This is a genomic window from Pseudofrankia coriaricola (genome assembly GCF_032027725.1).
Lineage (GTDB): Bacteria > Actinomycetota > Actinomycetes > Frankiales > Frankiaceae > Pseudofrankia.
Genome location: NZ_JASNFO010000098.1, coordinates 1 through 26,359 on the forward strand (window position 1 = coordinate 1; position 26,359 = coordinate 26,359).

Sequence of the window (26,359 nt, forward strand, 5' to 3'; positions counted from 1 at the left end):
CGGGAAGCGCTCTTTCCCGGCCCGGGCCGGGAAAGAGCGCTTCCGCAGGCCACGCCCGTGAGACGCGCCTTACGGGCCCGGTGGTCACGGTCAGAAGGCCACCGCGCGCGGTGGCGGCGGGGTGAGGCGCCCAGAGGCGCGCAGCGCCTGGGCCCGCAGCGCCTCGACGGCTGCCGCCGGGTCGGCCGCGCCGTAGACGGCGGTACCGGCGACGAAGACATCCACCCCCGCGGCCGCGGCCCGCTCGATGGTCTCGGCGCTCACCCCGCCGTCGATCTGCAGCCACAGGTCCAGGCCGCGCGCGTCGAGCAGCCGGCGAGCCGCCTCGATCTTCGGCAGGACGCTGTCCATGAACGTCTGGCCGCCGAAGCCGGGCTCGATCGTCATCAGGAGCAGCAGGTCGAACCGCCGCAGGTCGTCGGCGTAGTGCTCGATCGGCGTCGCCGGCTTCACGGCGAGGCCGGTGCGGGCGCCGGCCGCGCGGATCGCGTCCGTCGTACGCGGGAGGTCGTCGACCGCCTCGGCGTGGATCGTGACGTTCGCGGCTCCCCGCTCGGCGAACCCCGGCGCCCAGCGGTCCGGGTTCTCGATCATCAGGTGGCAGTCGAGCGGGGTGTCGGTGACCTGGCGCAACGCGGTGACGGTGTCGCCGGAGAAGGCCAGGTTCGGGACGAAGTGGTAGTCCATGACGTCGACGTGCAGCCAGTCGGCCCGTCCCTCGACCGACCGCGCCGCGTCCGCGATCCGCGCGAAGTCGGCGGCGAGCAGGCTGGGATAGATCTGCGCGGTAGCCACCTTGCGAGGTTATGACGCAGACGGGGGGTACCCGTTGTGAGGTCAGCCGAGGGTCGACGGTCCGGAGAACCCGCGGCGCAGGAGCGCCAGGAACATCGAGTCGGTGCCCTGGCGGTGCGGCCAGAGCTGGACGAACGGGCCGTCGCCGAGGGCCGGCAGGCCCGGCAGGGAGGCGCGCGCGTCGAGCAGGCTGACATCGGCACGCTGCTCGAGGACGGCATCCACGACCTCGGTCGTCTCGGCCGGATGTGGCGAGCAGGTGACGTACGCGACGACGCCGCCCGGGCGGGCCAGGTCCAGCCCGCTGACCAGCAGCTGGCGCTGCAGCCGGGACAGCGTCGAGGCATCGGAGGCGAGCTTGCGCCAGCGGGCCTCCGGCCGGCGGCGCAGCGCGCCAAGGCCGGTGCACGGAGCGTCGATCAGCACCCGGTCGACCCGGCCGGCCGGCAGTGGTGGGAACCGGCCGTCCGCGCGGACCACGAACGCCGCCGGCCGCCGGTCGAGCGCGCCGGCGACCAGCGCGGCCCTGCTGGCCCGCGGCTCGCAGGCCAGCAGCACCGGCTCCGGCAGCCCGAGGCTCTCGCCCGCCCCGCCGGACGTCAGCAGCGCGGCCAGCAGGGCCGCCTTGCCGCCCGGTCCGGCGCACAGGTCGACGGTGACACCGCAGTCCTCGCCGAGCGTCGGGGTGCGGGCCAGCGCGAGTGCCATCAGCTGGCTGCCCTCGTCCTGGACGCCCGCCCGCCCGGTCGACAGCGACGGGAGCGCCCCCGGGTCACCGCCGCTGAGAACCACGGCGAACGGCGAGTACCGGCCAGGCTCGGCGGTCAGCCCGGCCGCCGCGGCCTCGGCGAGCAGCTCCTCGCGGCTCATCCGGTCGGGCTCGGCGACGAGGTGGACCGCCGGGCGGATGTCGTCGGCGACGAGCGCCGCCCTGGTCTCGTCGAGGTCGCCGCCGAGCGCATCGGCGAGGGCCTCGACGATCCAGCGCGGGTGGGAGGTGACGACGGCGAGGTGGCCGAACGGGTCGCGCTCGAACGGCGGCGCGGACAGCAGCGTGGCGACGTCCCCGCCGGTCTCGGCGACCCGGTCGGCGACCCGGCGCAGCACGGCGTTGGCGAACCGGACCGGCCGTTCGCCGCTGGTCGCCCTCACCAGGTCGACGGTCGTATCGACGGCGGCGCGCGCCGGCACGCGGGTGCGCAGCAGCTGGTAGGTGCCCAGGCGCAGCGCGTCACGGACGCCTGCGTCGACGGTGGCGACCGGGCGGCTCGTCACGGTGTCCAACAGGCCGTCGAGCAGGCCCAGGGCGCGCAGCGCGCCGTAGGCCAGCTCGGTGGCGAAGCCTCGGTCGCGGCCCGACAGCCGGCGCTGGGCGAGCAGCGAGGGCAGCAGCAGGTTCGCGTAGGCGCCGCGCTCGTCGACGCCCCGCAGCACCTCCCAGGCCACCATCCTCGCGTCGTCCACCCGCGGCCCCTGACCGCCGCCGGGACGTCCGGGGACGCCGGGCCGGTCGCCGCCCGGCCCCCCACCATGCCCGCCACCGCGATCGCCGTGGCCGGCGCGGCCGCCATGCCCACCGCCGCCATGCACGGTCATGAGGTCACCGTCGGTGCCGCGTCGGCCCACCGGGAGGCCGGCCGGCGCGAGGAGGCGAGCGGGGGTCGGGCCGTCACTGGAAGGCCTCGCCCTCGGTGGGGCGCAGGCCGCGTGCCCAGGCCGCCGCGGGCATCGGGCTCTTGCCCTCGGGGCGGACCTCGCCCAGAACGACCGGCCCCGTCCCGGTGCCGGCGGCGACCGTGTCCTTCCCGACGACGGCGATCTCGCCGGACGCCAGGGCCCGCCCGAGCCCGATGTCCTGACCTCTGGTGCCGGCCGGGCGGACCGGGCCCAGCTTGACCCGGTGGTCGCGGAAGGTCGTCCAGGCGCCGGGGGCGGGGGTGGCGGCGCGGGCGAGCCGGTCGACCGCGTAGTCGGGCAGCGTCCAGTCGACGCGGACCTCGTCGACGGTGAGCTTCGCGGCGAGCGACACGCCGTCGGCCGGCTGCGGGCGCGGCTCGAGGACGTCGTCCTCGATGCCGTTCATCGTCGCGGCCAGCAGCTCCGCTCCGGCGATGGCGAGCCGGTCGAGCAGGTCACCGGAGGTGTCACGGGGACGGACCCGCTCGGTGAGCGTGCCGAAGACCGGGCCGGAGTCGAGGCCCTCCTCGATCTGGAAGACGCTCGCGCCGGTGACGTCCTCGCCGGCGAGGACCGCGCGCTGCACGGGAGCGGCCCCCCGGTAGGCCGGCAGCAGCGAGAAGTGCAGGTTCACCCAGCCGTGGCGCGGGATGTCGAGCGCCGCCTTGGGCAGCAGCGCGCCGTAGGCGACGACCGGGGCACAGTCCGGTGCGATCGCCGCGAGCCGTTCGAGGAACTCCGGGTCACGCGGCCGTTCCGGGGTGAGCACGGGGATGCCGGCCTCGTCGGCGAGCTCCGCGACCGGCGACCGGGCGATCCTGCGGCCGCGGCCGGCCGGCCGGTCCGGCCTCGTCACGACGGCGACGACCTCGTGGCGTGGGCTGTCGACCAGCCGGCGCAGGCTGGGGATGGCCACCGCCGGCGTGCCGGCGAAGACGAGACGCATAGGGGCACCGATCCGCCAGGCCGCCGGCTCACGCCGGCCCCAGCCGTCCACGTTGACGCGAATATCGAAAACTAACCTAGCGGCGATCCCCACCAACCACCCGCCGCGCCCGCCGAGACGCGCCCCTACCGCCACCTACTGGGCCGAATGTCAGGCCGTGCGGCGGGTGAGGACACGATGGCGACCGGTCCACCACAAGCCAGCCACAGAAAGTGACAGCGCCTCTAGCGCAGTACCAACTCAACAACGTCGTCCACCCCGCACCACACAAACCACGGCCATACACCTGTGCCCGACACCACGCAGAGAGGACGCTCCACGTCCGACAGGCAGGGCGGACGCGATAGCGACCGATCCACCACAAGCTAGCCCAGAAAGTGACGGCGCCTCTAGCGCAGCACCAACTCAACCACGTCGTCCACCCGGCTCCACACGAACCACAGCCATACACCTGTGCCCGGCACCACGCAGGGAGGACGCTCAGCGTCCGACAGGCGGGGCGGCGCGTCCAGCGCCCGCCCGCCGCTCAGCGTCCGACAGGCGGGGCGGCGCGTCCAGCGCCCGCCCGCCGCTCAGCGTCCGACAGGCGGGGCGGCGCGTTCAGCGCCCGCCGCCCTAGGTCGCGCGGCCGAACAGCGGGTGCGGGGACGTCCTGACGACCGGCGGCGCCTCGTTGGCCCAGTCGGCCTCGCGGATCGCCTTCATCGCCGCCCTCTTGGTCTCGCGGTCGAGGCGGTCGATGAACAGGACGCCGTCGAGATGGTCGGTCTCGTGCTGCAGGCAGCGGGACACGATGCCGCCGCCCTCCACCGTCACCGGGTCGCCGTACATGTTCTGGCCGACGGCGAGCACCCGCTCCGGCCGGGGCAGCTCGAACGCCAGACCGGGCAGCGACAGGCAGCCTTCCTCGCCGTCCTGCATCTGTTCGGAGAACGGGCCGAGCACCGGGTTGACGAGGTGGTCGATCTCGTCATCGTCGTTGAAGTAGGTGAAGACCCGCAGCGACACGCCGAGCTGAGGCGCGGCGAGCCCGGCGCCGCTGGCCTCCCACATCGTGTCGGCGAGGTCGTTGACCAGCCGGCGCAGCTCCTTGTCGAAGGTCGTCACCTCGGCGGCCTTCGTCCGCAGCACCGGGTCCCCGAACAGACGGACCTCACGAACAGCCACTGGTCAAGCTCCTTCAGTGCGGGGGTGGTCCCATGCTACGGGCCAGGGCGTGTCGGCTCCTGCCACGCGCACGGTGTGACGGTCAGGGCCCGGCCCGCTCTCACCGGCCGTCAGCCAAGCGAGATCGGGTCGAGCTGGACGCGCAGGCCGGCGGCGGCGCGGCGGGCGTCCAGCACCCCGCGGGCCGCGCGCAGCGCGTCGGCGAGCTCGCCGCCCTGCTTGCGCGGCACCCGCACCAGTAGTCGTTCCCTCGCGCCATCCACGCCACCCGCCCCTGACCCGCCGGCCAGGCCGGGTCCGCCGGCGACGGCCGGCGGCGCCGCGGAACCGACCCGCCGGGCCGGCGCGGGCAGCGGCACCGGGCCGAGGACGTCGGCCGCCGCCGGGAGGGTCGCGGCCTCCAGGAAGGCACGCAGTGTCGGTGCGGCGCCCTCGACGGCGGCGATCCTGGTCGCCGGCGGGAAGCCGAGCTCCGCGCGGTCGTCGGCCTCGCGGCCGACGAAGCCGGCCGGGTCCCAGCGCAGCAGCGCCTGCACGGGAGCGAGGCCCTCGTCGGCGACCACGACGACCCGGCCCCCGACCGGGCCCGCCACGGCCAGCGCCGCCGCGTTCGCCCAGCGGCGCAGGGCCTCCTCGCCGGCGCGCAGGTCGGGCCGGCCGAGCAACGCCCAGCCGTCCAGCAGGAGCACCGCCCCGTAGCCGCCGTCGGCGACGGGCTCCGCCCCGGGGGTGGCGACCACCAGCGCGGGGCCGGCCGGGACGGTGGCGAGCACCTCATCGCGCCCGGAGGTACGCAGCGTGACGCCGGGGAAGGCCCGGCCCAGCTCCTCGGCGGTACGCCGGTCGCCGGTGACGGATGCCCGCAGCGCCGTCTCGGCGCAGCCGGGACAGGCCCAGTCGACCGCCGGCCGGCCGCACCATCGGCAGCCGGGCGCGCGCCCTCCGCCGGGCCGCCCGAGCGGCCCGTGGCAGTGCGGGCACCTGGCCGGGTGGCGGCAGGAGGCGCAGGCCAGCGACGGCTGGTAGCCGCGCCGAGGCACCTGCACGAGCACGGGGCGGCCGGCCGCCAGCGCCTCGCGGGCCGCCCGGACCGCCAGCGACGGCAGCCGCGCGGAGCGGGCGGCCTCGTCGCGGGCAACCTCCCAGTCCGAGCCGGTCGGCCAGACGAGCGGTGCGAGCTGCCTGGCCTCCCGGCGGGGCAGCACCAGCGGATGCGCCCAGCCGGACCTCGTCAGCGCCTCCGCGTCGGTGGAGGGGACGTGACCGCCGACGAGCAGCGCGGACTCCTCGAGCCGGGAGCGCAGCACCGCGACGTCGCGGGTGTGTGGGTAGGGCGCGCGCGGCTCGGCGTGCAGGTCGTCGCCGTCGTCCCAGACGGCCACGAGACCGAGGCGCTCGACGGGCGCGAAGACGGCGGCACGGGTGCCGACGACCGCCCTGGCGCGGCCGCGGCAAGCGGCGAGGAAGCGCCTGTACCGCTCGGCCGGCCCGAGATCGGCCCGCAGGCTCACCACCAGCCCGGCGCTGGGCCCCAGATCGGTGGTGAGCGCGTCGGCGACCCGGTCGACGTCGCGGTGGTCAGGGACGACCACCAGCGCGCCTCGGCCGCCGGCCAGCGTCGCCCGCACCGCCGTGGCGACCATGGCGGGCCAGGCCGGCCCGGGCGGCGCCCACCACACCGCCCGCGGCGAGCGCCCCGCCGCGAGCGCCGCGAGCAGGCTCGGTCCTGCCGGGTAGCGCCGCCACTCGCCCGCGTCGGCGGGCGGGGCCGGGTCTCCCAGATGTGCCTCGTCCGCGGCGCCGGCCGCCGCGGCGATGGCTTCCCCGACACCGGGCTCCCCCGCGCCGGATTCGCCGGCGGCGGTCTGCTCGGCGCTGGTCTTCGCTGTGCCCGCCGTCGCTGTGCCGGCATTCGCCGTGCCAGTCTTCGCCGCGCTGGCCTTCTCGGCCGCGGCATGGCGGGGCGGGACGGCCAGGCGCAGCACGTCGGCAAGGGTGCCCGCGTACCGGTCGGCGACCGCGCGGGCGAGCCTGGCCACCGGCCGCGACAGCACCGGTTCCGGCGAGATCACCTTCGTCAGCGGGGCGAGCCTGCCGCCGTGCTCGGACCGGTCCACCCGGTCGAGGACGAAGCCGTCGACGAGTCGCCCGGCGAACCGGACCCGTACCCGTGCGCCGGGCACCGCGTCCGCGGCCATCGACGCGGGCACCAGGTAGTCGAACGGCCGGTCAAGGTGCGCGAACGGCACCATCGCGGCGACCCGCGCGACCGGCAGCTCGGCCGCCGCGGCCGCGTCCCGGCTGGCCGGCCGCCGCTTCGCCACCGCCGGCTGGGACGCCGCGCCCGCCGGCTCCTCCGGACGCGCGGCCCCCTCGGCGGAGAAGCCGGGGAGCAGGTCCATGACCGCATTCGTACCAGGAGGCTCCGACAGGTCCGGCGCCGGGCGCACGACGGCCCCGGCCCGGCGGGCACCCCGTGACCAGGGCGGATACACCGCGGACAGACACGCCGACATCCCATGGGCTCGGATGTCCAGCCACGCGGCGGGCCGCGACGCCGATCCAGCGACCAGCGAGCGCAAGCCGGCCACAGCTGGTGACAGCGCATCGGCGCAGCGCCAACCCAGCCACCTCGTCAGCCCGGTCCCGGCCCGACCACCGCCACATACCAGGACCCGGAACCCACGCGACGCCGATCCAGCGACCAGCGAGCGCAAGCCGGCCACAGCTGGTGACAGCGCATCGGCGCAGCGCCAACCCAGCCACCTCGTCAGCCCGGTCCCGGCCCGACCACCGCCACATGCCAGGACCCGGAACCCACGCGACGCCGATCCAGCGACCAGCGAGCGCAAGCCGGCCACAGCTGGTGACAGCGCACCGGCGCAGCGCCAACCCAGCCACCTCGTCAGCCCGGTCCCGGCCCGACCACCGCCACATGCCAGGACCCGGAACCCACGCGACGCCGATCCAGCGACCAGCGAGCGCAAGCCGGCCACAGCTGGTGACAGCGCACCGGCGCAGCGCCAACCCAGCCACCTCGTCAGCCCGGTCCCGGCCCGACCACCGCCACATGCCAGGACCCGGAACCCACGCGACGCCGATCCAGCGACCAGCGAGCGCAAGCCGGCCACAGCTGGTGACAGCGCACCGGCGCAGCGCCAACCCAGCCACCTCGTCAGCCCGGTCCCGGCCCGACCACCGCCACATGCCGGGGCCCGGAACCCACACGGGGAGGGCGCCTAGCGCCCGACACGGGGCGAGCGCGTCCAGCGCCTCGCCCCGACACCTGGCGAGCCAGGCATGTTCCCGTGGCCGGACGAAGCCCGGCCACGGAGAGTTCCGAGCGGGGCTCAGCCCAGGCCAGCCGCCTAGCCCTTGACGGCCCTCGCGAGGGCGTCGGCGCGGCTGGTGGACTCCCAGGTGAAGTCCAGCTCCGGACGGCCGAAGTGGCCGTAGGCGGCGGTCGGGGCGTAGATCGGGCGGAGCAGGTCGAGGTCGCGGATGATCGCGGCCGGGCGCAGGTCGAAGACCGACGTGATCGCGTCGGAGATCTGCTCCTCGGGGACCGTGGCGGTGCCGAAGGTCTCGACGAACAGGCCGACCGGGTGCGCCTTGCCGATCGCGTAGGCGACCTGGACCTCGCACTTGGTGGCGAGCCCCGCGGCGACGACGTTCTTGGCGACCCAGCGGGTGGCGTAGGCGGCGGAACGGTCGACCTTGGACGGGTCCTTGCCGGAGAACGCGCCGCCGCCGTGGCGGGCGTAGCCGCCGTAGGTGTCGACGATGATCTTGCGCCCGGTGAGGCCGGCGTCGCCCATCGGGCCGCCGATCTCGAAGCGGCCGGTCGGGTTCACCAGCAGCCGGACGCCCTCGGTGGAGATGTCGAGCGTCGCCAGCTCGGGGTCGACGACGTACTCCTTGATGTCGGGCGCGAGCAGCGTGTCGAGGTCGATGTCGGCGGCGTGCTGGGTCGAGACGACCACGGTGTCGAGCCGGGCCGGCTTGCCGTCGACGTACTCGATGGTGACCTGGGTCTTGCCGTCCGGGCGCAGGTAGCCGACCCGGCCGTCCTTGCGGACCGCGGACAGGCGGCGCGCCAGCCGGTGCGCGAGCGCGATCGGCAGCGGCATCAGCTCCGGGGTCTCGTTGACGGCGAAGCCGAACATCAGGCCCTGGTCGCCCGCGCCCTGCTTGTCCAGCTCGTCCTCGAGGGAGCCGCCGACCCGGTTCTCGTGCGCGGTGTCGACGCCCTGGGCGATGTCGGGCGACTGCGAGCCGATCGACACGCTGACGCCGCAGGAGTGGCCGTCGAAGCCCTTCTTGGACGAGTCGTAGCCGATCTCCAGGATCTTCTCCCGGACGACCGAGGCGATGTCGACGTAGGTCTTGGTGGTCACCTCGCCGGCGACGTGCACCTGGCCGGTGGTGATGAGCGTCTCGACGGCGACCCGGCTGCGCGGGTCGTCCTTGAGCATCGCGTCCAGGATGGCGTCACTGATCTGGTCAGCGATCTTGTCCGGGTGTCCCTCGGTGACGGACTCGGACGTGAACAGGCGCGTCGCCACTTGGTGGTACCCCCTGAAAGATCCGGCAGATTCTGACGAAGTTTACCGATGAGGCGGGAGGGGTACGCGAGGTGCCTCGTCGTCGGCCACCCGAGTGTCACCGGCGCGACCAAGGGGGCTCACACCTCCGCAACAACCCGGTCCGGCCGGGCGCCTACGCGAGGCGACCGGCGACCAGGTCGAGGACGCGGTGGGCCAGCAGGTCCTTGGTGGTGTGCTCGATGGTCGTCGCCGAGCCGTCGAGCCCCAGGACGACGGCCCTGTTGTGGTCGACCTCGAAGCCGAGCCCGGCACCGACCTCGTTGACGACCAGCAGGTCGGCCTTCTTGCGGTCGAGCTTCGCGCGGCCGAGGTCGAGCACGGACCCGTCCGGGCCACCGGTCTCGGCGGCGAAACCGACCAGCAGCTGGCCCGGCGGGCGGGAGTCGCGGGTGGAGACCAGCTCGGCGAGCACGTCCGGGTTGGGCTCCAGCTCCACCGGCGCCGGGACGCCGCCCTCTTTTTTGATCTTGTAGTCCTGGGGCTTGGCCGGGCGGAAGTCCGCGACGGCGGCGGCCATGACGACGACGTCGGCGCTCACCGCGGCGGCATGCACCGCGTCACGCAGGTCGAGCGCGGAGGTGACGCGCACGACGGTGGCGCCGGCCGGGTCGGGCAGGGCGACGTTGGCCGCGACGACGGTCACGTGCGCGCCCCTGGCCAGGGCCGCGCGCGCCAGCGCGTAGCCCTGGCGGCCGCTGGAGGAGTTGCCGAGGAAGCGCACCGGGTCGAGGTGCTCCCGGGTGCCGCCGGCGCTGACCACGACGTGGCGGCCGGCGAGGTCGGGCCGCGCGGCGGCCGGGCCGAGCGCGAGCACCGCGCGGGCGAGCGCGGCGATCTCGGCCGGCTCGGGCAGCCGCCCGGGGCCGGAGTCGGGGCCGGTAAGCCGGCCGACGGCCGGGTCGACGACGATGGCGCCCCGCTCGCGCAGCGTGGCGACGTTGGCCCGGGTGGCCGGGTGCTCCCACATCTCGGTGTGCATCGCCGGGGCGTAGAGCACCGGGCAGCGCGCGGTGAGGAGGGTCGCGGTCAGCAGGTCGTCGGCACGGCCGGCGACGGCCCGGCTCATCAGGTCGGCGGTGGCGGGGACGACGAGCACCAGGTCCGCTTCCCGGCCGATCCGCACGTGCGCGACCTCATCCGGGTCGGCCCACACGTCGGTGTGCACCGGGCTGCCCGAGAGAGCGGCCCAGGTCACCTCACCGACGAACCGCAGGGCGGACGGTGTGGGCACCACCCGGACGTCGTGGCCGGACTCGGTGAGCCGGCGCAGCACCTCCAGCGCCTTGTACGCGGCGATCCCGCCGGAGACGCCGAGCACGACGCGCGGGCGCCGGCCCGCCCCGCCCACGGCCGACGACAGGCTCATGGGCCTGCCAACCGGAGCCGTGATGCACGGGCAGCCGGATCCGTCGACGAGACTCGCGTCGGGGGTTCCAGGGACCAGGGGTCCCCGAGGATCCGCGCCAGCGGATCATGGGGGGAGGTGCCCCCCTGGGCCAGCATCACGCGGGAGCCTGGGAGCTTCCCCGGAGGGGAAGCGAACAGGATCGGCCCGATCGCGCCCACGGTCAGGAGGCAGGCGGGAGCGACTCGGGGGTGGCCTCGTGGGTGAGCAGGCCGGCGTTGATCTCGCGCAGCGCGATCGACAGCGGCTTCTCCTGGGCGCTGGTCTCGACCAGCGGGCCGACGTGCTCCAGCAGGGCCTCGCCCAGCTGCGAGTAGTAGGCGTTGATCTGGCGGGCACGCTTGGCCGCGTAGATCACGAGGCTGTACTTCGAGTCGGTCGCCTCGAGCAGCTCGTCGATCGGCGGGTTGGTGATGCCCTCGGGCTGGGCGGGTGTACCGGACAAGGTGGTCCTTCCGGTGGCTAGGTGCTCAGGTGGCTAGGTGCTCAGGTCTGGGTCTGGCGGTTCGAGGACGGCGGCCGGACAAGGCCCGTCGTCGGAGTCCTGGGAACCCGCCTCTCGGCCGCGCGGCTCCTTGGGACGCCCAGATTCCGTCTTCCGGACGGCGACCAGAGGGCCACGCGGTGTGGTCGAGAGGGCTGGGGGTCATCCCCAGAGATCACTCGGTAATCAGCAATGATACCAACCGAGCCGCCGCGGCCTCGACGTCGTCGTTCACGACGACCGCGTCGAACTCCGGCTCGGCGGTGAGCTCGACCCGGGCGCGGGCCAGCCGGCGCTCGATCACCTCGGGCCGCTCGGTGCCCCGCCCGGTCAGCCGACGGACGAGCTCGTCCCAGCTCGGCGGGGTGAGAAAGACGAACCTGGCGGCCGGAATCGCCGCGCGTACCTGGCGGGCGCCCTGCAGCTCGATCTCCAGCAGGGCGGGCAGCCCCTCGTCGAGCCGCCGCTCCAGCGGCGCGCGGGGCGTGCCGTAGCGGTTGCCCGCGAAGGTGGCGTGCTCGACGAACTCGCCGTCCTTGACCATCCGGTCGAACTGGTCGTCGTCGACGAAGTGGTACTCGACGCCGTCGGTCTCACCCGGCCTCGGCACCCGGGTGGTCGCGCTGACCGACACCCAGACGTCCGGGAAAAGCCGGCGGACGGCGGCGACGACCGTCCCCTTCCCGACTCCGGACGGCCCGGAGAGCACCGTGAGACCCATCCGCCCACCTTAGGGCGCCCAGGGGCTGGTCCTGCCCCGGGCGGGGGCACTAGATCGCGTCTGAGGCCTCCGGCCACACGAGGCTCCGCCATCATCGCGTGGACTTCGGCCTGGGTGCTGGGACGCCGAGGCCGGCCGGAGACGAGCCTCCCGGTCCCCCGGGGTGCCCGCTCCGGCCGGCCTCGGCCTGTCCTAGCCAGGTATGGCGAAGGCAGGCTGCCCCGCCGTCCCAGCGTGGTCACCGGCTCCCCGGCCGTGGACGCGCCGGGGAGCACCAACCCACCGGCGGTGTCCGCCGAACGCCGCCAGCGAGCCCGTAGAGGTCCCGCATCGCGCTGGAGGCGCTATGCGGGGGGACGCGCCGGCGCCGTCGTCAGGACGCCGCGCCGAACTCCTCCAGGAGCGCGGCCCGCTGCTTGGCACCAAGGCCACGCAGCCGACGGGTCGGGCTGATGCCGAGTCGTTCCCGGATTCGCTGGGCCCGAACGCGGCCCACCCCCGGAAGCGACTCGAGCACCGCCGAAACCTTCATCTTGCCAACGACCTCGTCTTCCTCGGCCTGTTCCAAGACCGCGGCCAAGGTCGTCTCCGCCTTCTTGAGCCTTTCCTTGAGGTCAGCACGCTGCTTTCGCGCCAGCGCAGCCTTCTCAAGGGCGGCTGCCCGCTGCTCGGGCGTCAGGGGCGGCAGGGGCACGGTTACGCCTCCTCAAATGGGGTGATCGCGACGCGCAACCTAGCGAGTACTGTCGCGCCGGTCTAGCGGGGGTCGCTCCATCCCAAAGAAGGTTTACCGACCCGAAACGCCGGGTTACGAGCCCACGAGACCGCTGGCGCACGAGGGCCACCCAGCCCGCCAACCGGCCGGGAACGTCGCCTCCATGCCAGTACGGCATGGAGATGCCCCAAGCAGCCCCGGATAGCGTTACCGCAGGTCAGCGGCCCGCGACGGGCCGCCAAGGGTGGCCGCGAGCGCCGCCGCGACGACCTCCGGATCGGCCGCGCCGGTGACCGGGCGGCCCATCACCACGTAGTCGGCACCCGCCGCGAGGGCCTCCTCCGGGGTCGCGACCCGGGCCTGGTCCGCCCGGTCCGCGCCCCTGGGACGGACCCCTGGAGTGATGAGAGTCACACTATTTCCGACCTCTTCCCGGAGCCGCTCGGCCTCCCAGGGACTGCAGACCAGCGCGCCGGCACCCGCCTCCACGGCGAGCACCGCGAGCCGGCGGGCCGCGTCGAGGGCCGGCCCATCCCGCCTCGCCGCCGGCCGCGCGAGGCTTCGCCATCGTCGCGCGACCTTTGGCGGGGAGAGTCCGACGGCGGCGAGGTCGGCCTCGCCGAGAGAGGTCAACACGGTCACCCCGGCGACCGTGAGCGGCTCGACACCGGCCGCCGCCGCGGCCTCACCCGCCGCCTCGACGGCCGCCCGGACCATCGCCGCCCCGCCGGAGGCGTGCACAGTGACGAACCGAGGCCGCAGGACGGCGACCGAGCGCAGCCCGCCCGCGACCGTGGCCGGGATGTCGTGCAGCTTCAGATCGAGGAACAGCCCCGGCTCGTCGCCCGGAGCGCCCCCGCCGCCCAGCAGCCCTTCGGCGCGCAGCGCGGCGACGACGGCTGGCCCCTCCCGGTAGAACAGCTCCAGCCCGACCTTGAGGAGCGCCACGTGCGGCGCGACGGCCCGCGCCCACCGCAACGCGGTCGCCGCGTCCGGCGCGTCCAGCGCGACCGCCACCGGCGCCCTCCCCGAAGCCTGGACCGCCCCACTTGGCAGACCACTCACAGCTGCTCCCCTCTCACCGCCCAGAGGCGTCGCGCCGCCCCGTCAAGCAATCCGCGCGACCCAGCCACATGTGGTGACAACGCATCAGCACGGCGCCAACCCAGCCACACAATCAGCGTCCGACCAGGCCAGCGCCCGTCAGTCGTCCCACGAGCCCTTCACGCAACCTGACCACACCTAGTGACAGCGCATCGGCGCAGTGCCAACCCAGCCACGTCCTCGACCCCGGACCAGGCCAGCCCGGTAATACGCCCTAATCCGGAACCACGTGAAGAGGGCGCTCAGCGCCCGACAGGCGCTGCCCGGTTGCGGGCGCGGAGCGTCCGGCAACGGGAGCGCCCCAGGTCGTCCGGAGCTCCTCGTGGTACGACTGCAGCGGCCGAACGCCCAGCTCGCCGCGCACCAGCGACTCGATGCCCTGCACGCAGGCCGCCGCGGCCTGGATCGTCGTGATGCACGGGACGCCGGCCGTCACGCACGCGGTCCGGATCTCGTAGCCGTCCAAGCGCGGCCCGACGCCCCAGGGAGTGTTGATCACCAGGTCGAGCTGCCGCGCGTTGATCATGTCGACGCAGTCGACGAGGCCGTCCGCGGGCGCCCGGTGCTTGCCGAGCACAACCGCCTTCACCCCGTTGCGCCGCAGCACCGCCGCGGTGCCCTCGGTGGCGTAGACGGTGAAGCCGAGGTCCGCGAGCCGCTTGATCGGGAAGATCATCGCCCGCTTGTCCCGGTTGGCGACGGACACGAACACCCGCCCCGAGGTCGGCAGCGAGGCGTAGGCCGCCGCCTGTGACTTCGCGTACGCCGTCCCGAAGCCGCCGTCGATGCCCATCACCTCGCCGGTGGACTTCATCTCCGGCCCGAGCACGGTGTCCACCCCGTGACCGCCGGAGTCGCGGAACCGGCCGAAGGGCAGCACCGCCTCCTTGACGGCGATGTGCGAGTCCAGCGGCAGCGTCGCGCCATCGCCGGCCGCCGGCAGCAGCCCCTCGGCGCGCAGCTGGGGGACGGTCGCGCCGAGCATCACCCGGCTCGCCGCCTTCGCCAGCGGCACCGCCGTCGCCTTGGAGACGAACGGGACGGTCCGCGACGCCCGGGGGTTGGCCTCCAGCACGTACAGCACGTCGGACTGCAGCGCGTACTGGACGTTGAGCAGGCCGCGCACGCCCACGCCCCGGGCGATCGCCAGCGTGCTGTCCCGGATCCGGTCGAGCTCGGAGCGGCCCAGCGTGATCGGCGGCAGGGCGCACGCCGAGTCGCCGGAGTGCACCCCGGCCTCCTCGATGTGCTCCATGACGCCCGCGAGGTAGAGCTCCTCGCCGTCGTAGAGCGCGTCCACGTCGATCTCGACCGCGTCGTCGAGGAACCGGTCGACGAGCACCGGGTGCTCGGGCGAGATCTGAGTCGCCCGGTCGATGTAGTCGCGCAGCATCTCGTCGTCGTAGACGATCTCCATGCCGCGCCCGCCGAGCACGTAGCTCGGCCGGACGAGCACCGGGTAGCCGATCCGCTCCGCGACCGCGTGCGCCTCGTCGTAGGACGTCGCGACGCCGTGCGGCGGCGAGGGCAGGCCGGCGGCGGCGAGCACCTGGCCGAACTGTCCGCGGTCCTCGGCGAGGTGGATCGCCGCCGGGGACGTGCCGACGATCGGCACGCCGGCGGCGGCGAGGCGGCCCGCGATGCCCAGCGGGGTCTGGCCCCCGAGCTGGACGATCACGCCGGCGAGCGGCCCGGCCTGCTGCTCGGCGTGCACGACCTCCAGGACGTCCTCGACGGTCAGCGGCTCGACGTAGAGGCGGTCGGCCGTGTCGTAGTCGGTGGAGACCGTCTCCGGGTTGCAGTTGACCATGATGGTCTCGTAGCCGGCGTCCGAGAGCGCCATGACCGCGTGGCAGCAGGCGTAGTCGAACTCGATGCCCTGGCCGATCCGGTTCGGCCCGCTGCCGAGCACGATCACCCGGGGCTTCTCCCCCGGCGCGACCTCGGTCTCCTCGTCGTAGGCCGAGTAGTGGTACGGCGTGGCCGAGGCGAACTCGGCGGCGCAGGTGTCGACCGTCTTGTAGACCGGCCGGATCCCGTGGGCGTGCCGGAACGCGCGGACCTCGTCCTCGGACGTCCCGAAGATCCCGGCGAGCTGGGCGTCGGCGAAGCCGGCCCGCTTGGCCCGCCGCACCGCCACGACGTCGTCACGGCCGGCGGCGGCGGTGGCCGCGGCGACCTCGTTGAGGAAGACCAGCTGGTCGACGAACCACGGGTCCATGCCGGTGGCGGCGGCGAGCTCGGCCGGGTCGGCGCCGGCGAGCAGCGCCTGCTGCATGACCTTCAGCCGGCCGTCGCGCGGGACGCGGGCCTGCTCCAGCAGCGCGGCCGCCTCGCCGACGGGCGGGGTGAACGAGAACACCGCCGTCGGGCGCTCCAGCGAGCGGAGGGCCTTCTGCAGCGCCTCGGCGTAGCTGCGCCCGACGCCCATCGCCTCGCCGACGGACTTCATGTGGGTCGTGAGCGTCTCGTCGGCGCCGGGGAACTTCTCGAACGCGAACCGCGGCACCTTGACGACGACGTAGTCCAGCGTCGGCTCGAAGGCGGCCGGGGTGGTGCGGGTGATGTCGTTCGGGATCTCGTCGAGGGTGTAGCCGAGCGCCAGCTTCGCGGAGATCTTCGCGATCGGGAAGCCGGTGGCCTTCGAGGCGAGCGCGGACGAGCGCGACACCCGTGGGTTCATCTCGATGACGACGATCCGCCCGGTGCGCGGGTCGACGGCGAACTGGATGTTGCAGCCGCCGGCGTCGACGCCGACCGCGCGCATCACCGCGATCGCGAGGTCACGCATCCGCTGGTACTCACGGTCGGTGAGCGTCATCGCCGGGGCGACGGTGATCGAGTCGCCGGTGTGCACGCCCATCGGGTCGACGTTCTCGATCGAGCAGACGACGACCACGTTGTCGGCGCGGTCGCGCATCAGCTCGAGCTCGAACTCCTTCCAGCCGAGCACGGACTCCTCGAGGAGCACCTGGGTGGAAGGAGAGGCCGACAAGCCATCAGACGCCATCCTGGCGAGCTCGTCGGGGTCGTGCGCGAAGCCGCTGCCGGCGCCGCCCAGGGTGAAGCTGGGCCGCACGACCACCGGGTAGCTGAACTCGTCGGCGGCGGCGAGGCACTCCTCGACGGTCACGCAGATCGCGCTGCGCGCGGTCTCGCCGCCGATGGTCGCGACGATCTCCTTGAACAGCTGGCGGTCCTCGCCGCGGCGGATCGCGTCGATGTTCGCGCCGATGAGCCGGACGCCGAAACGCTCCAGCACGCCGGCGTCGTACAGCGCGACGGCCGTGTTCAGCGCCGTCTGGCCGCCCATGGTGGCCAGCAGCGCGTCCGGGCGCTCCTTCTCGATGATCTTGGCGACGATCTCGGGGGTGATCGGCTCGACGTAGGTCGCGTCGGCCAGCTCCGGGTCCGTCATGATCGTGGCGGGGTTGCTGTTGACCAGCACCACCCGCAGGCCCTCGGCGCTCAGCACCCGGCAGGCCTGCGTCCCCGAGTAGTCGAACTCGCAGGCCTGGCCGATCACGATCGGCCCCGAGCCGATCACCAGGACGCTGCGCAGATCCGTCCGCCTCGGCATCACTTACCTCCCTTCTCCGCCGAAGGAGGCGCGAAAATGTCCTTCCTTCGCGCCTCCGGAGGCGGCCCAGGCCGCCGGGTCCCTGCCGAAGGAGGCGCGAAAATGTCCTTCCTTCGCGCCTCCGGAGGCGGCGAATGCCGCCGGGTCCCTGCCATGAGCTCACAGAACCGGTCGAACAGGCCCTGGGCGTCGTGCGGCCCCGCCGCCGCCTCCGGGTGGTACTGGACGCTGAACGCCGGCACGTCCAGGCAGGCCATGCCCTCGACGACATCGTCGTTGAGGGCGACGTGGCTGACGGCGACCCGGCCGAACGGGGTGTCGACGTGCGTCCCGTCGGTGGGCGCCGCGACCGCGAAGCCGTGGTTGTGGCAGGTCACCGCGATCTGGCCGGTCGCGAGGTCCTTGACCGGCTGGTTGATGCCCCGGTGGCCGTAGGTGAGCTTGTAGGTGCCGAAGCCGAGCGCCCGGCCCAGCACCTGGTTGCCGAAGCAGATCCCGAACAGCGGCACGCCGGCGCGCAGCACGCCGCTCGCCGCCTCGACCGCGTAGTCGGCGGTCGCCGGGTCACCGGGGCCGTTGGAGAAGAACACCCCGTCCGGCTCGACGGCCAGCAGGTCCTCGGCGGTCGCCCTCGCCGGCAGGACGTGCACCTCGCAGCCGCGGGCGGCCATCGACAGCGGCGTGTTGCGCTTGATCCCCAGATCGAGGGCGGCGACCCGGAAGCGCCGCTCGCCACCGGCAGGGGCGACGACGTACGGCTCGCGGGTGCTCACCTCGGGGGCGAGGTCGGCACCGACCATCTCCGGGCTCGCCAGCACCTTGTCCAGCAGCACGGCCGGGTCGGCGGACAGGCTGGAGATGCCGCAGCGCATCGCGCCGCGCTCGCGCAGGTGGCGGGTGAGCGCGCGGGTGTCCACCCCGCTGATGCCCACGACGCCCGCCTGGGCGAGCTCCGCGGCCAAGCCACGCTCGGCCCGCCAGCTCGACGACAGCCGGCTCGGGTCGCGCACGACGTAGCCGGCGACCTGGATCCCCGACGACTCGTAGTCGCGGTCGTTCACCCCGGTGTTGCCGATGTGCGGCGCCGTCATCACCACGATCTGGCCGTAGTACGACGGGTCACTCAGCGTCTCCTGGTAACCGGTCATGCCGGTGGAGAACACCGCCTCGCCGAACGTCTCGCCGACGGCGCCGTACGCCTCGCCAGCGAACGCCCGGCCGTCCTCCAGGACCAGCACCGCCGGCTGCTCGATCACTGGTTCGCTCCGTCCGGGCACGGCCCTACGGCCCCGTCCTCCGGCAGGTCCGCCTCCTCTGCGAAGGGCCTGGCCAGTTCCCCTGCTCCCACTGTGCCTCGTTCCCTGCTCGGTCAGGACCGCCTCGGCGGCCCCCGTCACATCCCGCGCCCATCGGCGCTCATATCCTCGTCACGAGGAAGACCCGTCGCCCAGGCCCGTCGCTCAGTACCCGGCGCCCTCGCGGCGGCGCCGGGCCAGGCACTCCAGTTCCCGCTCGGCCCGGTCGCGGACCCGGGCCTCGTCGGGTGTCCTCAATGCTCGCGGCGCGGCCAGCGGCGCGTCACGTCGTCATACGGGTCGTCCCCGTCCCCGGGCTGGGACGACCCCCCCGGCCGCCCGTCGGCCGCGTACGGATCCACCGAGGCGTACGGGTCGGACGCCGCATACGGATCGGCCCGCGCGTAGGGATCGGACGCGTAGGGATCGGCCGGGGGCCGGGGGTCCCGCGAGGCCCGCGAGGCCGGTCCGGGGTAGCCGCCCGTCGCCGCATACGGACCAGTGGGCCCGGCCGGCGGCACCGCGTCGTACGGGTTCGGCGGCGGCGTCGTCGGCGCGGGATAGGCCTGGGCCGGCGTCGGCTGCCCCTGGCCATACGGGTCGTACCCGCGGGCACCGGTCGGGCCCGCGACCGGCCGCTGCCCAGCCGCGGGGATCCCGCCAGGCCGGCCACCGTCGCCGGGCCGGGGGGGGCCGCCCGGTTGTGGGGCTTCCGCGCGCCACGGTGTGCCGCTGGCGGACGGCCCGTCCGCTCTGGTCACCGAGAATCCGTCCGTCTCCGGGCCCCCGTACGCTCCTCCACCGCCGCCGGCCGGCGGCGGCTGGCCAGCGGCCGGTGGCGGTGGCGCCACGGCTGGCGGGCGAGGAGCCGCCCCGGGCAGGCGAGGGGCCGTGGACGGCGGGTGGGGAGCCGTGGACGGCGGGCGGGGAGGCGTCGCCGGCGGGCGGGGACCGGTCGGCTGGCCGCCGGGAACGGCGCGCGGCGCGGCCCGGCGGCCCGTGTCGGCGGGGCCCTGGGCCGGCGACCAGCCTCCAGGAGAACCCGGCTGGCCCGGCTGGCTGGTACCCGGTGCGCCGGCCGCCGGCGGTCGCGCCGGCTGGCCGGGACGAGCCCGCCGCACCGGTCGCGGCACGCCGGCGCCGCCCGGGCCCGCCGAGCCAGGCGCGGGAGTGGGCGGCGCGCCGGGTGCCGCGGGGCCGGCGCCGTAGGCCACACCGCGCGGGTTGTTCACGTACGGGTCGTCGCCAGTCCCACCCGCCGCGCGCGGGCCGGTGCTGTACGGGTCGGGGCCAGGCGCGACCGCCGCGCGCGGGCCGGTGCCGTAGGGGTCGGCTCCGCGCCGGTCGGCGATCTCCTGCTGCAGGGTGCGGCTGCTGCTTCGGCGCCCGGGGCGGCCGCCGCGGCCGGACGCGGCCTGGTGCCCTCCCGCCCCGTGCACGCGGCCGCGGGCGGCGGCGACCGGGACGCCGCCCTCGGCGCCGACGGGTTGGTTCCGGCGCGGCCGCAGCTGGCGCAGCGAGCGCGCCACCGGCCGCGGCGAGGTGATCTCGCCGTCCATCGCGCGCGTCGGCGGCCCGATCAGGTCGTGCACCGAGCGCATCACCTTCGGCTGACGGGCCCGGTCCTCGCCGCGGAAGCCGGTCTCCAGCTCGCGGCCGTCCAACGACCAGGCGATCACCAGCAGCCGCCCTGGGGCGGCCACCTTGCCGGCGTGCGCCCGCTCCAGCCGGGCGCCGCGGACGGCCTCCCGGGGGATCCAGAACGCCGAGGCCCCGCGGTCGACCCGTATCCCCGCCTCGTTGACGGTCATGTAGGCGCCGTCCTTGCCGGACAGGCCGCGGGCGGAGAACCACTCGAGCCACTGACCGGCGTCGGTCGTCCCCAGGTAGGCGCCGCGCAGCGGGGCGGCGAGCACCTCGCCCGCCTCCTCCGGCGGGGCGAGCAGCTCCGGCAGGCCCTCCTCCTGCTGGGCGGCGCGGCGCCGCCAGGTCTGGCGCAGCCAGCCGATCACCGCGACCAGCAGCAGCACGATGCCGAAGACCAGAAGCAGGCGCAGGCCGATCAGGCCGGCCCCCCCGTCCGCGGCGGCGACGTGCGCGGTGACCAGGTTCATACGATCTTCCCGTCGAGGACCGTGGGCCGTCCAGCGAGGAAGGTGGCGTGTACCTGTCCCGGCATCGTCATCCCCCGGTAGGGCGAGTTCCGGCTGCGGCTGGCGAACCTCGCGGGATCGACAACCCAGCGCGCCTCCGGGTCGACGAGGGTCAGCGTCGCGGCGGCGCCGACACCCATCGAACTCCTGACGTCAACGGGCACATCGGGCAGGCCGCCGATACGGGCGGGCGCGAGCGCCATCCGCTCGGCGACACCCGCCCAGTCGAGCAGCCCGGTCGTCACCATCGTGTCGATGACGATCGACAGCGCGGTCTGCAGGCCCAGCATCCCCGGCCGGGCCGCGGACCACTCGGTCTCCTTGTCCTGCGGGGCGTGCGGGGCGTGGTCGGTGGCGACGGCGTCGATGGTGCCGTCGGCGAGCCCGGCGCGCAGCGCCTCGACATCCTCGGCGGTGCGCAGCGGCGGGTTGACCTTGTACACCGGGTCGTAGGTCGCGGCCAGCTCGTCGGTGAGCAGCAGGTGGTGCGGGGTGACCTCGGCGGTGACCCGCCAGCCCTTCGACTTCGCCCACCGGATGATCTCCACCGATCCGGCGGTGGAGACATGGCAGACGTGCAGCCGGGAGCCGACGTGCCCGGCCAGCAGCGCGTCGCGGGCGATGATCGCCTCTTCGGCGACGGCCGGCCAGCCGGCCATGCCCAGGCGCGCCGAGCAGGTGCCCTCGTTCATCTGGGCGCCCTCGGTCAACCGGGGCTCCTCGGCGTGCTGGGCGATGACGCCGTCGAACGCCTTGACGTACTCCAGCGCCCGGCGCATCAGCAGCGCGTCGGCCACGCAGTGGCCGTCGTCGGAGAAGACTCGCACCGCGGCGGCGCTGGTGGCCATCGCGCCGAGCTCCGCGAGCCGCTTTCCGGCGAGCCCCTCGGTGACCGCCCCGACCGGGCGGACCTCGCAGTGGCCGGCGTCCCTGCCCAGGCGCCAGACCTGCTCGACGACGCCGGCGGTGTCGGCGACCGGGTGGGTGTTCGCCATCGCGAAGACGGTGGTGTAGCCGCCGAGCGCCGCGGCCCTGGTGCCGGACTCGACCGTCTCGGCGTCCTCCCTGCCCGGCTCGCGCAGGTGGGTGTGCAGGTCGACGAAGCCGGGCAGCGCGTACAGCCCGTCGGCGTCGAGCACCTGGGCGCCGGTCTCGGTCGCGTCCAGCGTGCCCGCGGCCCCGGTCCGGGCGATCCGCCCGCCGGCGAGCAGCAGGTCAGCCCGCTCACCGCCCAGTGGCCGCACGGCGCGCAGCAGCCAGGCCTCCGCCGGACCGGGCACCTGACCTGACGTCATCTGGTGACCTCCCGCTCGTCCCGCTCGTACGCCCCGCCCAGCAGCAGGTACAGGCAGGCCATGCGGACGCTGACCCCGTTGGCCACCTGCTCGACGACGGTAGACCGCGCGGAGTCGGCCACCTCCGAGGAGATCTCCATGCCGCGCACCATCGGACCGGGATGCATGACCAGCGCGTGCTCCGGCAGGGTGGCCGCGCGGTCGGCGTCCAGGCCGTAACGGCGGCTGTACTCCCGCTCGGTCGGGAAGAAGGCCGCCGACATCCGCTCCTGTTGCACACGCAACATCATGACGACGTCCGAGGCGGGCAGCACGGCGTCCAGGTCGTAGGAGACGTCCACCGGCCAGGCGGACACCCCGTGCGGCACCAGTGTCGGCGGCGCGACCAGCGTCACCTTCACCCCGAGGGTGTGCAGCAGCCAGACGTTGGACCGGGCGACCCGTGAATGCAGCACGTCGCCGACGATCGTCACGGCCAGGCCGTCGAGCCGGCCGAGCCGGCGGCGGATCGTGAACGCGTCCAGCAGCGCCTGGGTGGGGTGCTCGTGGGTGCCGTCGCCGGCGTTGAGCACGCTGCCGCGCACCCAGCCGGCGAGCCGGTGCGGGGCGCCGCTGGCCGGGTGCCGGCAGACGACCGCGTCTGCACCCATCGCCTCCAGGGTCAGCGCCGTGTCCTTGAGGCTCTCCCCCTTGGAGACGCTGGAGCCCTTCGCCGAGAAGTTGATGACGTCCGCGGACAGCCGCTTGGCGGCGAGCTCGAACGAGGTGCGAGTGCGGGTGGAGTCCTCGAAGAACAGGTTGACGACGGTGCGCCCGCGCAGCGTCGGCAGTTTCTTCACCGCGCGGTCCGACAGCCGCGCCATCTGCTCGGCGGTGTCGAGCACGAGCAGCGCGTCCTCGCGGCGCAGGTCCGCGGTGCTCAGCAGGTGGCGGTTCACCGGCCGGCTCCCGCGGCGGGCGCCGCCGGCCCGTCCGGGGAGACGATCAGGACGGCGTCGGCACCGTCGGTCTCGGTGAGCCGGACGGCGACCGACTCGCGCCGCGACGTTGGCATGTTCTTGCCGACGTAGTCGGCCCTGATGGGCAGCTCCCGGTGGCCGCGGTCGACGAGGACGGCCAGCTGCACCGCGCGGGGGCGGCCGTACTCGGCCAGCGCGTCGAGCGCGGCGCGCACCGTGCGGCCCGAGTAGAGGACGTCGTCGACGAGGATCACCACCCTGCCGTCGACGCCACCGTCCGGGATGTCGGTGACGCGCAGCGGGCGGACAGCCCGCAGCCGCAGGTCGTCGCGGTACATCGTCGGGTCGAGCGAACCGGTCGGCACCGCGACGCCCTCGACATCATGGATGCGGGCCGCGAGCCTGGCGGCGAGCGGGACGCCGCGGGTGGGGATCCCGAGCAGCACGACATCGGCGCCGCCGGAGGTCTTCTCGAGGATCTGGTGGGCCATCCGGCTGACGATCCTGGCGATGTCGGCGGCGGCGAGCACCGTCCGGCTCACCCGCCCCGCGCCAGGGCCGGGGCGGCCTGGGCCGGCGTCTTCGCCATCGGCGCCGGAGGTCCGGGAACCGGCATCCCCCAGGGGAGCGCCCAGATCATCAACGGGGCCGTCATTACGGCGAGCAGCGTCAGCCACCCAGCCCTCCTTCCCCGCCTCACGGGACGGTCCTTAAAGGAGCGGTCCGAACGACGGTACCAGCCACCACGCCCGCTACCGGGCGTCGCGAGGAAGCCCACGGCGTGCTTGCGGGATGTCACACCGTCCTGTCGCGCAACGTGCACGCTCCGGCGCGGCGGCGGTACGCTCACGCGCCGCGATCCCCACTCTCGATGACGCTCCCTCACTTGCCAGTCACCCAGAGCACTCGCATGGCGACAGGACGTAAGAGTGACGTGAACCTCGTTCGATCCGAGTCACATCACGTTACCGTTAGCCGACGCTGCTCAACGGGTGCCCGGCGCCCGGAAGTCCCGACGGAGTAGCGCCAGGAGCGACGGTAGCGCTACAGAAAGTGGTACAAAGAAAGAGGCGACACGACCCCCCTCATGTCGGGTCGCAACCGCCTGGGCACTACTATCGGTAACCGCCGACGGCAAGAGCCTCGGCTCCATCTGACTCAGACCACGACAGGAGTGGGCACTCCGATGTCCGACTATGCGAAGGCGCTCGGTGCTCGGCTGCGGGCAATACGCACCCAGCAGGGGCTCTCGCTGCATGGCGTGGAGGAGAAGTCGCACGGTCGGTGGAAGGCCGTCGTCGTGGGCTCCTACGAACGTGGAGACCGCGCCGTCACCGTTCAGCGTCTGTCCGAGCTCGCCGAGTTCTACGGCGTGCCGGTGGGCGAGCTTCTTCCCGAAGGCTCGACCGTCGCTCCGCTGGAGCAGTCTCCGCGCATCGTCCTTGACCTCGAGCGGCTCTCGCAGGTCCCGAAGGAGCAGGGCGGCCCGCTCGCCCGGTACGCGGCCACCATCCAGAGCCAGCGCGGTGACTACAACGGCCGCGTCCTGTCGATCCGCTACGAGGACCTGCGGTCTCTCGCGGTGATCTACGACACCTCGCCGAGCAAGCTCACCGAGCAGCTCGTGTCGTGGGGCGTGCTCTCTCCCGAGGCCGGCCAGGAAGCCGCCGCCTCGGACGCCGGATGAGGCGCTGAACGCGCTCATTCCGTGTCGGGCGCCTAGGGCGCCCTCCCCACGTGGTTCCGGGCCCAGGCATATGGCCGTGGTTGGTCTGGGTCCGGCCCAGTGAGGTAGTCGCGTTGGCACAGCGCTAAAGGCGCCGTCACCAGCTGTGGCTAGCTCTCGCGCATGCTCACCGGAGCAATGTGAGCCCCTGGGCTCGCCGCCAGCGGCCGAGCCTTCGGGACTGCGTGAACACATGATCTGACGCCGGGCACCAACCCGGTACGCCGTACGAGGCGGCGTACCGGGGCAGCCGCGGCCAGTCGGCCGGCCCGCTCGCGAGGCGCGCTGACCGGCGGTGACCTGTCCCCGCGGCTAGTCCGCAGCGGCCGGCTTGACGTCCAGGAGACTGGCGAGCAGGCCGTTGACGAAGGCCGGTGAGCGGTCGGTGGACACCGACTTTGCCAGTTCCACCGCCTCGTCTATCGCCACCCGGTCGGGGACGTCATCCCGCCAGACCATTTCCAGGACCGCGATCCGCAGGATGTTGCGGTCCACCGCCGGCATCCGCTCGAGTGTCCACCCCTCGGCGTGCTCGGCGATGAGGCCGTCGATCCGCTTCTGGTGCTCGGCCACGTCCCGGACGAGGTCCCGGGTGTACTCGTTGACCGGCGGGTCGGACTGGGCCGACCGCGCCGCCAGCGTCTCCAGCGGGGAGGCGGACCGCAGGTCCGCCTCGTAGAGAATGTCGAGCGCGCGCTTGCGCGACTTCGACCTGGCGCTCAGCTGGTCACCCGGCCGAGGTAACGCCCGTCGCGGGTGTCGACCTTCACCTTCTCGCCGGTCGTGACGAACAGCGGCACCTGGATGGTCGCGCCGGTCTCCAGCTCCGCCGGCTTGGTGCCACCGGTGGACCGGTCGCCCTGCAGGCCGGGGTCGGTGTGCGAGATCGTCAGCTCGACGCTCGCCGGGAGCTCGACGTACAGCGGCGCGCCGTCGTGCAGCGCCACCGTCGCGACGGTGTTCTCCAGCATGTAGTCGGCGATGGTGCCCACGACGTCCGGCGGGATCGGGATCTGGTCGTAGGACTCGCTGTCCATGAAGACGAACTCGGCGCCGTCGCGGTAGAGGTAGGTCATCTCCCGCCTGTCGACGGTCGCGATCTCCACCTTGACACCCGCGTTGAAGGTGCGGTCGACCACCTTGCCGGTGAGCACGTTCTTCAGGGTGGTGCGGACGAACGCCCCGCCCTTGCCCGGCTTGACATGCTGGAAGCCGACGACGTTCCACAGGACACCGTCGATGTCGAGCGTCATGCCGTTCTTCAGGTCGTTCGAGGTTGCCACAGTGCCGAGTCTCTCTATGCGATCCGCTTCGTCGAGGTCGCGGACGAGTCTACTGAGTCACTGGTTCGCTCCGTCCGGGCGGCGCGCTCTGCTGCTGGTTCGCTCCGTCCGGGCACGGCACTCCGGCCCCTTACTCGCTTCGCTCCCAAGGGACCTCCGTGCCGTGTCCTCCTCCGCTCACGGGCGCTCCGGCGACCTCGCTGCGGCCCCCCTACGTCGCTTCGCTCGTAGGAGGGCCTCCGCGAGGCGCGCCTACGCGCCCAGCGCGGTTGCGTCCCGTCGCACGTCACCAAGCCAAAGCCGCACACCGGGCGGGGCCACTTCGCTTCGCTCGTGGGCGGGGCTCCGGGACGTCCCTACGAGCGAAGCGAAGTGGGGCGCCGCGTGGGTGCCGCTTCGGACTGGCGACATTCAAGTGCGACGCACCCATGCTGGCGCGGAGGCGGG

Annotated in this window: 20 protein-coding genes; 1 reads left to right on the forward strand and 19 read right to left on the reverse strand. The window is 74.0% G+C overall.

Annotated features, from left to right (window positions below):
• Positions 1-90: 90 nt before the first annotated feature.
• The 17 genes from rpe to pyrR form a co-directional block, all read right to left on the reverse strand.
• Positions 91-795 carry a ribulose-phosphate 3-epimerase gene (gene rpe / locus QOZ89_RS38810; protein ID WP_071046810.1) on the reverse strand — a complete coding sequence of 235 codons (705 nt, stop codon included), beginning with the start codon at positions 793-795 and terminating at the stop codon, positions 91-93.
• 42 nt (positions 796-837) lie between these two features.
• Entirely contained in the window at positions 838-2,244 is a 1,407-nt protein-coding gene (locus QOZ89_RS38815; protein WP_071046811.1) for an RsmB/NOP family class I SAM-dependent RNA methyltransferase, read from the reverse strand.
• A 220-nt stretch (positions 2,245-2,464) separates the two neighbouring features.
• The gene (gene fmt / locus QOZ89_RS38820; protein ID WP_071046812.1) at positions 2,465-3,418 is read right to left on the reverse strand and encodes a methionyl-tRNA formyltransferase; all 954 of its coding nucleotides are present in this window, start codon (positions 3,416-3,418) and stop codon (positions 2,465-2,467) included.
• Positions 3,419-4,033: 615 nt separating this feature from the next.
• A complete protein-coding gene (gene def, locus QOZ89_RS38825) occupies positions 4,034-4,585 on the reverse strand; it encodes a peptide deformylase (RefSeq protein ID WP_071046813.1) in 552 nt (183 codons plus the stop codon).
• 110 nt (positions 4,586-4,695) lie between these two features.
• Entirely contained in the window at positions 4,696-6,987 is a 2,292-nt protein-coding gene (locus QOZ89_RS38830) for a primosomal protein N' (protein WP_116271411.1), read from the reverse strand.
• Positions 6,988-7,953: 966 nt separating this feature from the next.
• Entirely contained in the window at positions 7,954-9,150 is a 1,197-nt protein-coding gene (metK, locus tag QOZ89_RS38835; protein WP_071046815.1) for a methionine adenosyltransferase, read from the reverse strand.
• Positions 9,151-9,304: 154 nt separating this feature from the next.
• Complete coding sequence (coaBC, locus tag QOZ89_RS38840) at positions 9,305-10,558, reverse strand: bifunctional phosphopantothenoylcysteine decarboxylase/phosphopantothenate--cysteine ligase CoaBC (protein WP_071046816.1); 1,254 nt, start codon at positions 10,556-10,558, stop codon at positions 9,305-9,307.
• Positions 10,559-10,760: 202 nt separating this feature from the next.
• Positions 10,761-11,042, reverse strand: a complete 282-nt coding sequence (rpoZ, locus tag QOZ89_RS38845) for a DNA-directed RNA polymerase subunit omega (protein WP_071046817.1) — start codon at positions 11,040-11,042, stop codon at positions 10,761-10,763.
• Between the two features lie 214 nt (positions 11,043-11,256).
• Positions 11,257-11,802 carry a guanylate kinase gene (gene gmk, locus QOZ89_RS38850; protein WP_071046818.1) on the reverse strand — a complete coding sequence of 182 codons (546 nt, stop codon included), beginning with the start codon at positions 11,800-11,802 and terminating at the stop codon, positions 11,257-11,259.
• 373 nt (positions 11,803-12,175) lie between these two features.
• Positions 12,176-12,496, reverse strand: a complete 321-nt coding sequence (mihF, locus tag QOZ89_RS38855; RefSeq protein WP_007518859.1) for an integration host factor, actinobacterial type — start codon at positions 12,494-12,496, stop codon at positions 12,176-12,178.
• 228 nt (positions 12,497-12,724) lie between these two features.
• Positions 12,725-13,582 (reverse strand): orotidine-5'-phosphate decarboxylase, encoded by an 858-nt coding sequence (gene pyrF / locus QOZ89_RS38860; protein ID WP_083418129.1) that lies wholly within the window; start codon positions 13,580-13,582, stop codon positions 12,725-12,727.
• A 253-nt stretch (positions 13,583-13,835) separates the two neighbouring features.
• Positions 13,836-17,201: a carbamoyl-phosphate synthase large subunit gene (gene carB, locus QOZ89_RS38865; RefSeq protein WP_071046819.1), complete on the reverse strand. Its 3,366-nt coding sequence runs from the start codon at positions 17,199-17,201 to the stop codon at positions 13,836-13,838.
• Entirely contained in the window at positions 17,201-18,457 is a 1,257-nt protein-coding gene (gene carA / locus QOZ89_RS38870; protein ID WP_241841488.1) for a glutamine-hydrolyzing carbamoyl-phosphate synthase small subunit, read from the reverse strand. The genes carB and carA overlap by 1 nt, the downstream gene beginning before the upstream one ends.
• A 293-nt stretch (positions 18,458-18,750) precedes the next feature.
• Positions 18,751-20,610 (reverse strand): PH-like domain-containing protein, encoded by a 1,860-nt coding sequence (locus tag QOZ89_RS38875; protein ID WP_312629060.1) that lies wholly within the window; start codon positions 20,608-20,610, stop codon positions 18,751-18,753.
• On the reverse strand, positions 20,607-21,944 hold the full coding sequence (locus QOZ89_RS38880; protein WP_071046822.1) for a dihydroorotase: 1,338 nt from the start codon (positions 21,942-21,944) through the stop codon (positions 20,607-20,609). Before QOZ89_RS38880 ends, QOZ89_RS38875 begins: the two co-directional genes overlap by 4 nt.
• Complete coding sequence (locus tag QOZ89_RS38885; protein ID WP_071046823.1) at positions 21,941-22,882, reverse strand: aspartate carbamoyltransferase catalytic subunit; 942 nt, start codon at positions 22,880-22,882, stop codon at positions 21,941-21,943. Before QOZ89_RS38885 ends, QOZ89_RS38880 begins: the two co-directional genes overlap by 4 nt.
• On the reverse strand, positions 22,879-23,580 hold the full coding sequence (gene pyrR, locus QOZ89_RS38890; RefSeq protein ID WP_083418130.1) for a bifunctional pyr operon transcriptional regulator/uracil phosphoribosyltransferase PyrR: 702 nt from the start codon (positions 23,578-23,580) through the stop codon (positions 22,879-22,881). Before pyrR ends, QOZ89_RS38885 begins: the two co-directional genes overlap by 4 nt.
• 509 nt (positions 23,581-24,089) lie before the next feature.
• Here pyrR and bldD point away from each other — a divergent pair.
• Positions 24,090-24,590, forward strand: coding sequence for a transcriptional regulator BldD (gene bldD / locus QOZ89_RS38895; protein WP_071046825.1), 501 nt, complete (start codon positions 24,090-24,092; stop codon positions 24,588-24,590).
• A 351-nt stretch (positions 24,591-24,941) separates the two neighbouring features.
• Here bldD and nusB read toward each other — a convergent pair whose 3' ends face one another.
• Complete coding sequence (nusB, locus tag QOZ89_RS38900) at positions 24,942-25,352, reverse strand: transcription antitermination factor NusB (RefSeq protein ID WP_083418133.1); 411 nt, start codon at positions 25,350-25,352, stop codon at positions 24,942-24,944.
• Positions 25,349-25,912 carry an elongation factor P gene (efp, locus tag QOZ89_RS38905; protein WP_071046826.1) on the reverse strand — a complete coding sequence of 188 codons (564 nt, stop codon included), beginning with the start codon at positions 25,910-25,912 and terminating at the stop codon, positions 25,349-25,351. The genes nusB and efp overlap by 4 nt, the downstream gene beginning before the upstream one ends.
• Positions 25,913-26,359: the final 447 nt, after the last annotated feature.

What these genes read in the sequence shown, in the direction of transcription:
- QOZ89_RS38815 (WP_071046811.1), bottom strand. Translation starts at nt 2,244, where the DNA reads ATGGTGGCCTGGGAGGTGCTGCGGGGCGTCGACGAGCGCGGCGCCTAC.
- bldD (WP_071046825.1), top strand. Translation starts at nt 24,090, where the DNA reads ATGTCCGACTATGCGAAGGCGCTCGGTGCTCGGCTGCGGGCAATACGC.
- coaBC (WP_071046816.1), bottom strand. Translation starts at nt 10,558, where the DNA reads ATGAGCCTGTCGTCGGCCGTGGGCGGGGCGGGCCGGCGCCCGCGCGTC.
- carB (WP_071046819.1), bottom strand. Translation starts at nt 17,201, where the DNA reads ATGCCGAGGCGGACGGATCTGCGCAGCGTCCTGGTGATCGGCTCGGGG.
- fmt (WP_071046812.1), bottom strand. Translation starts at nt 3,418, where the DNA reads ATGCGTCTCGTCTTCGCCGGCACGCCGGCGGTGGCCATCCCCAGCCTG.
- QOZ89_RS38830 (WP_116271411.1), bottom strand. Translation starts at nt 6,987, where the DNA reads ATGGACCTGCTCCCCGGCTTCTCCGCCGAGGGGGCCGCGCGTCCGGAG.
- QOZ89_RS38875 (WP_312629060.1), bottom strand. Translation starts at nt 20,610, where the DNA reads ATGAACCTGGTCACCGCGCACGTCGCCGCCGCGGACGGGGGGGCCGGC.
- gmk (WP_071046818.1), bottom strand. Translation starts at nt 11,802, where the DNA reads ATGGGTCTCACGGTGCTCTCCGGGCCGTCCGGAGTCGGGAAGGGGACG.
- QOZ89_RS38880 (WP_071046822.1), bottom strand. Translation starts at nt 21,944, where the DNA reads ATGACGTCAGGTCAGGTGCCCGGTCCGGCGGAGGCCTGGCTGCTGCGC.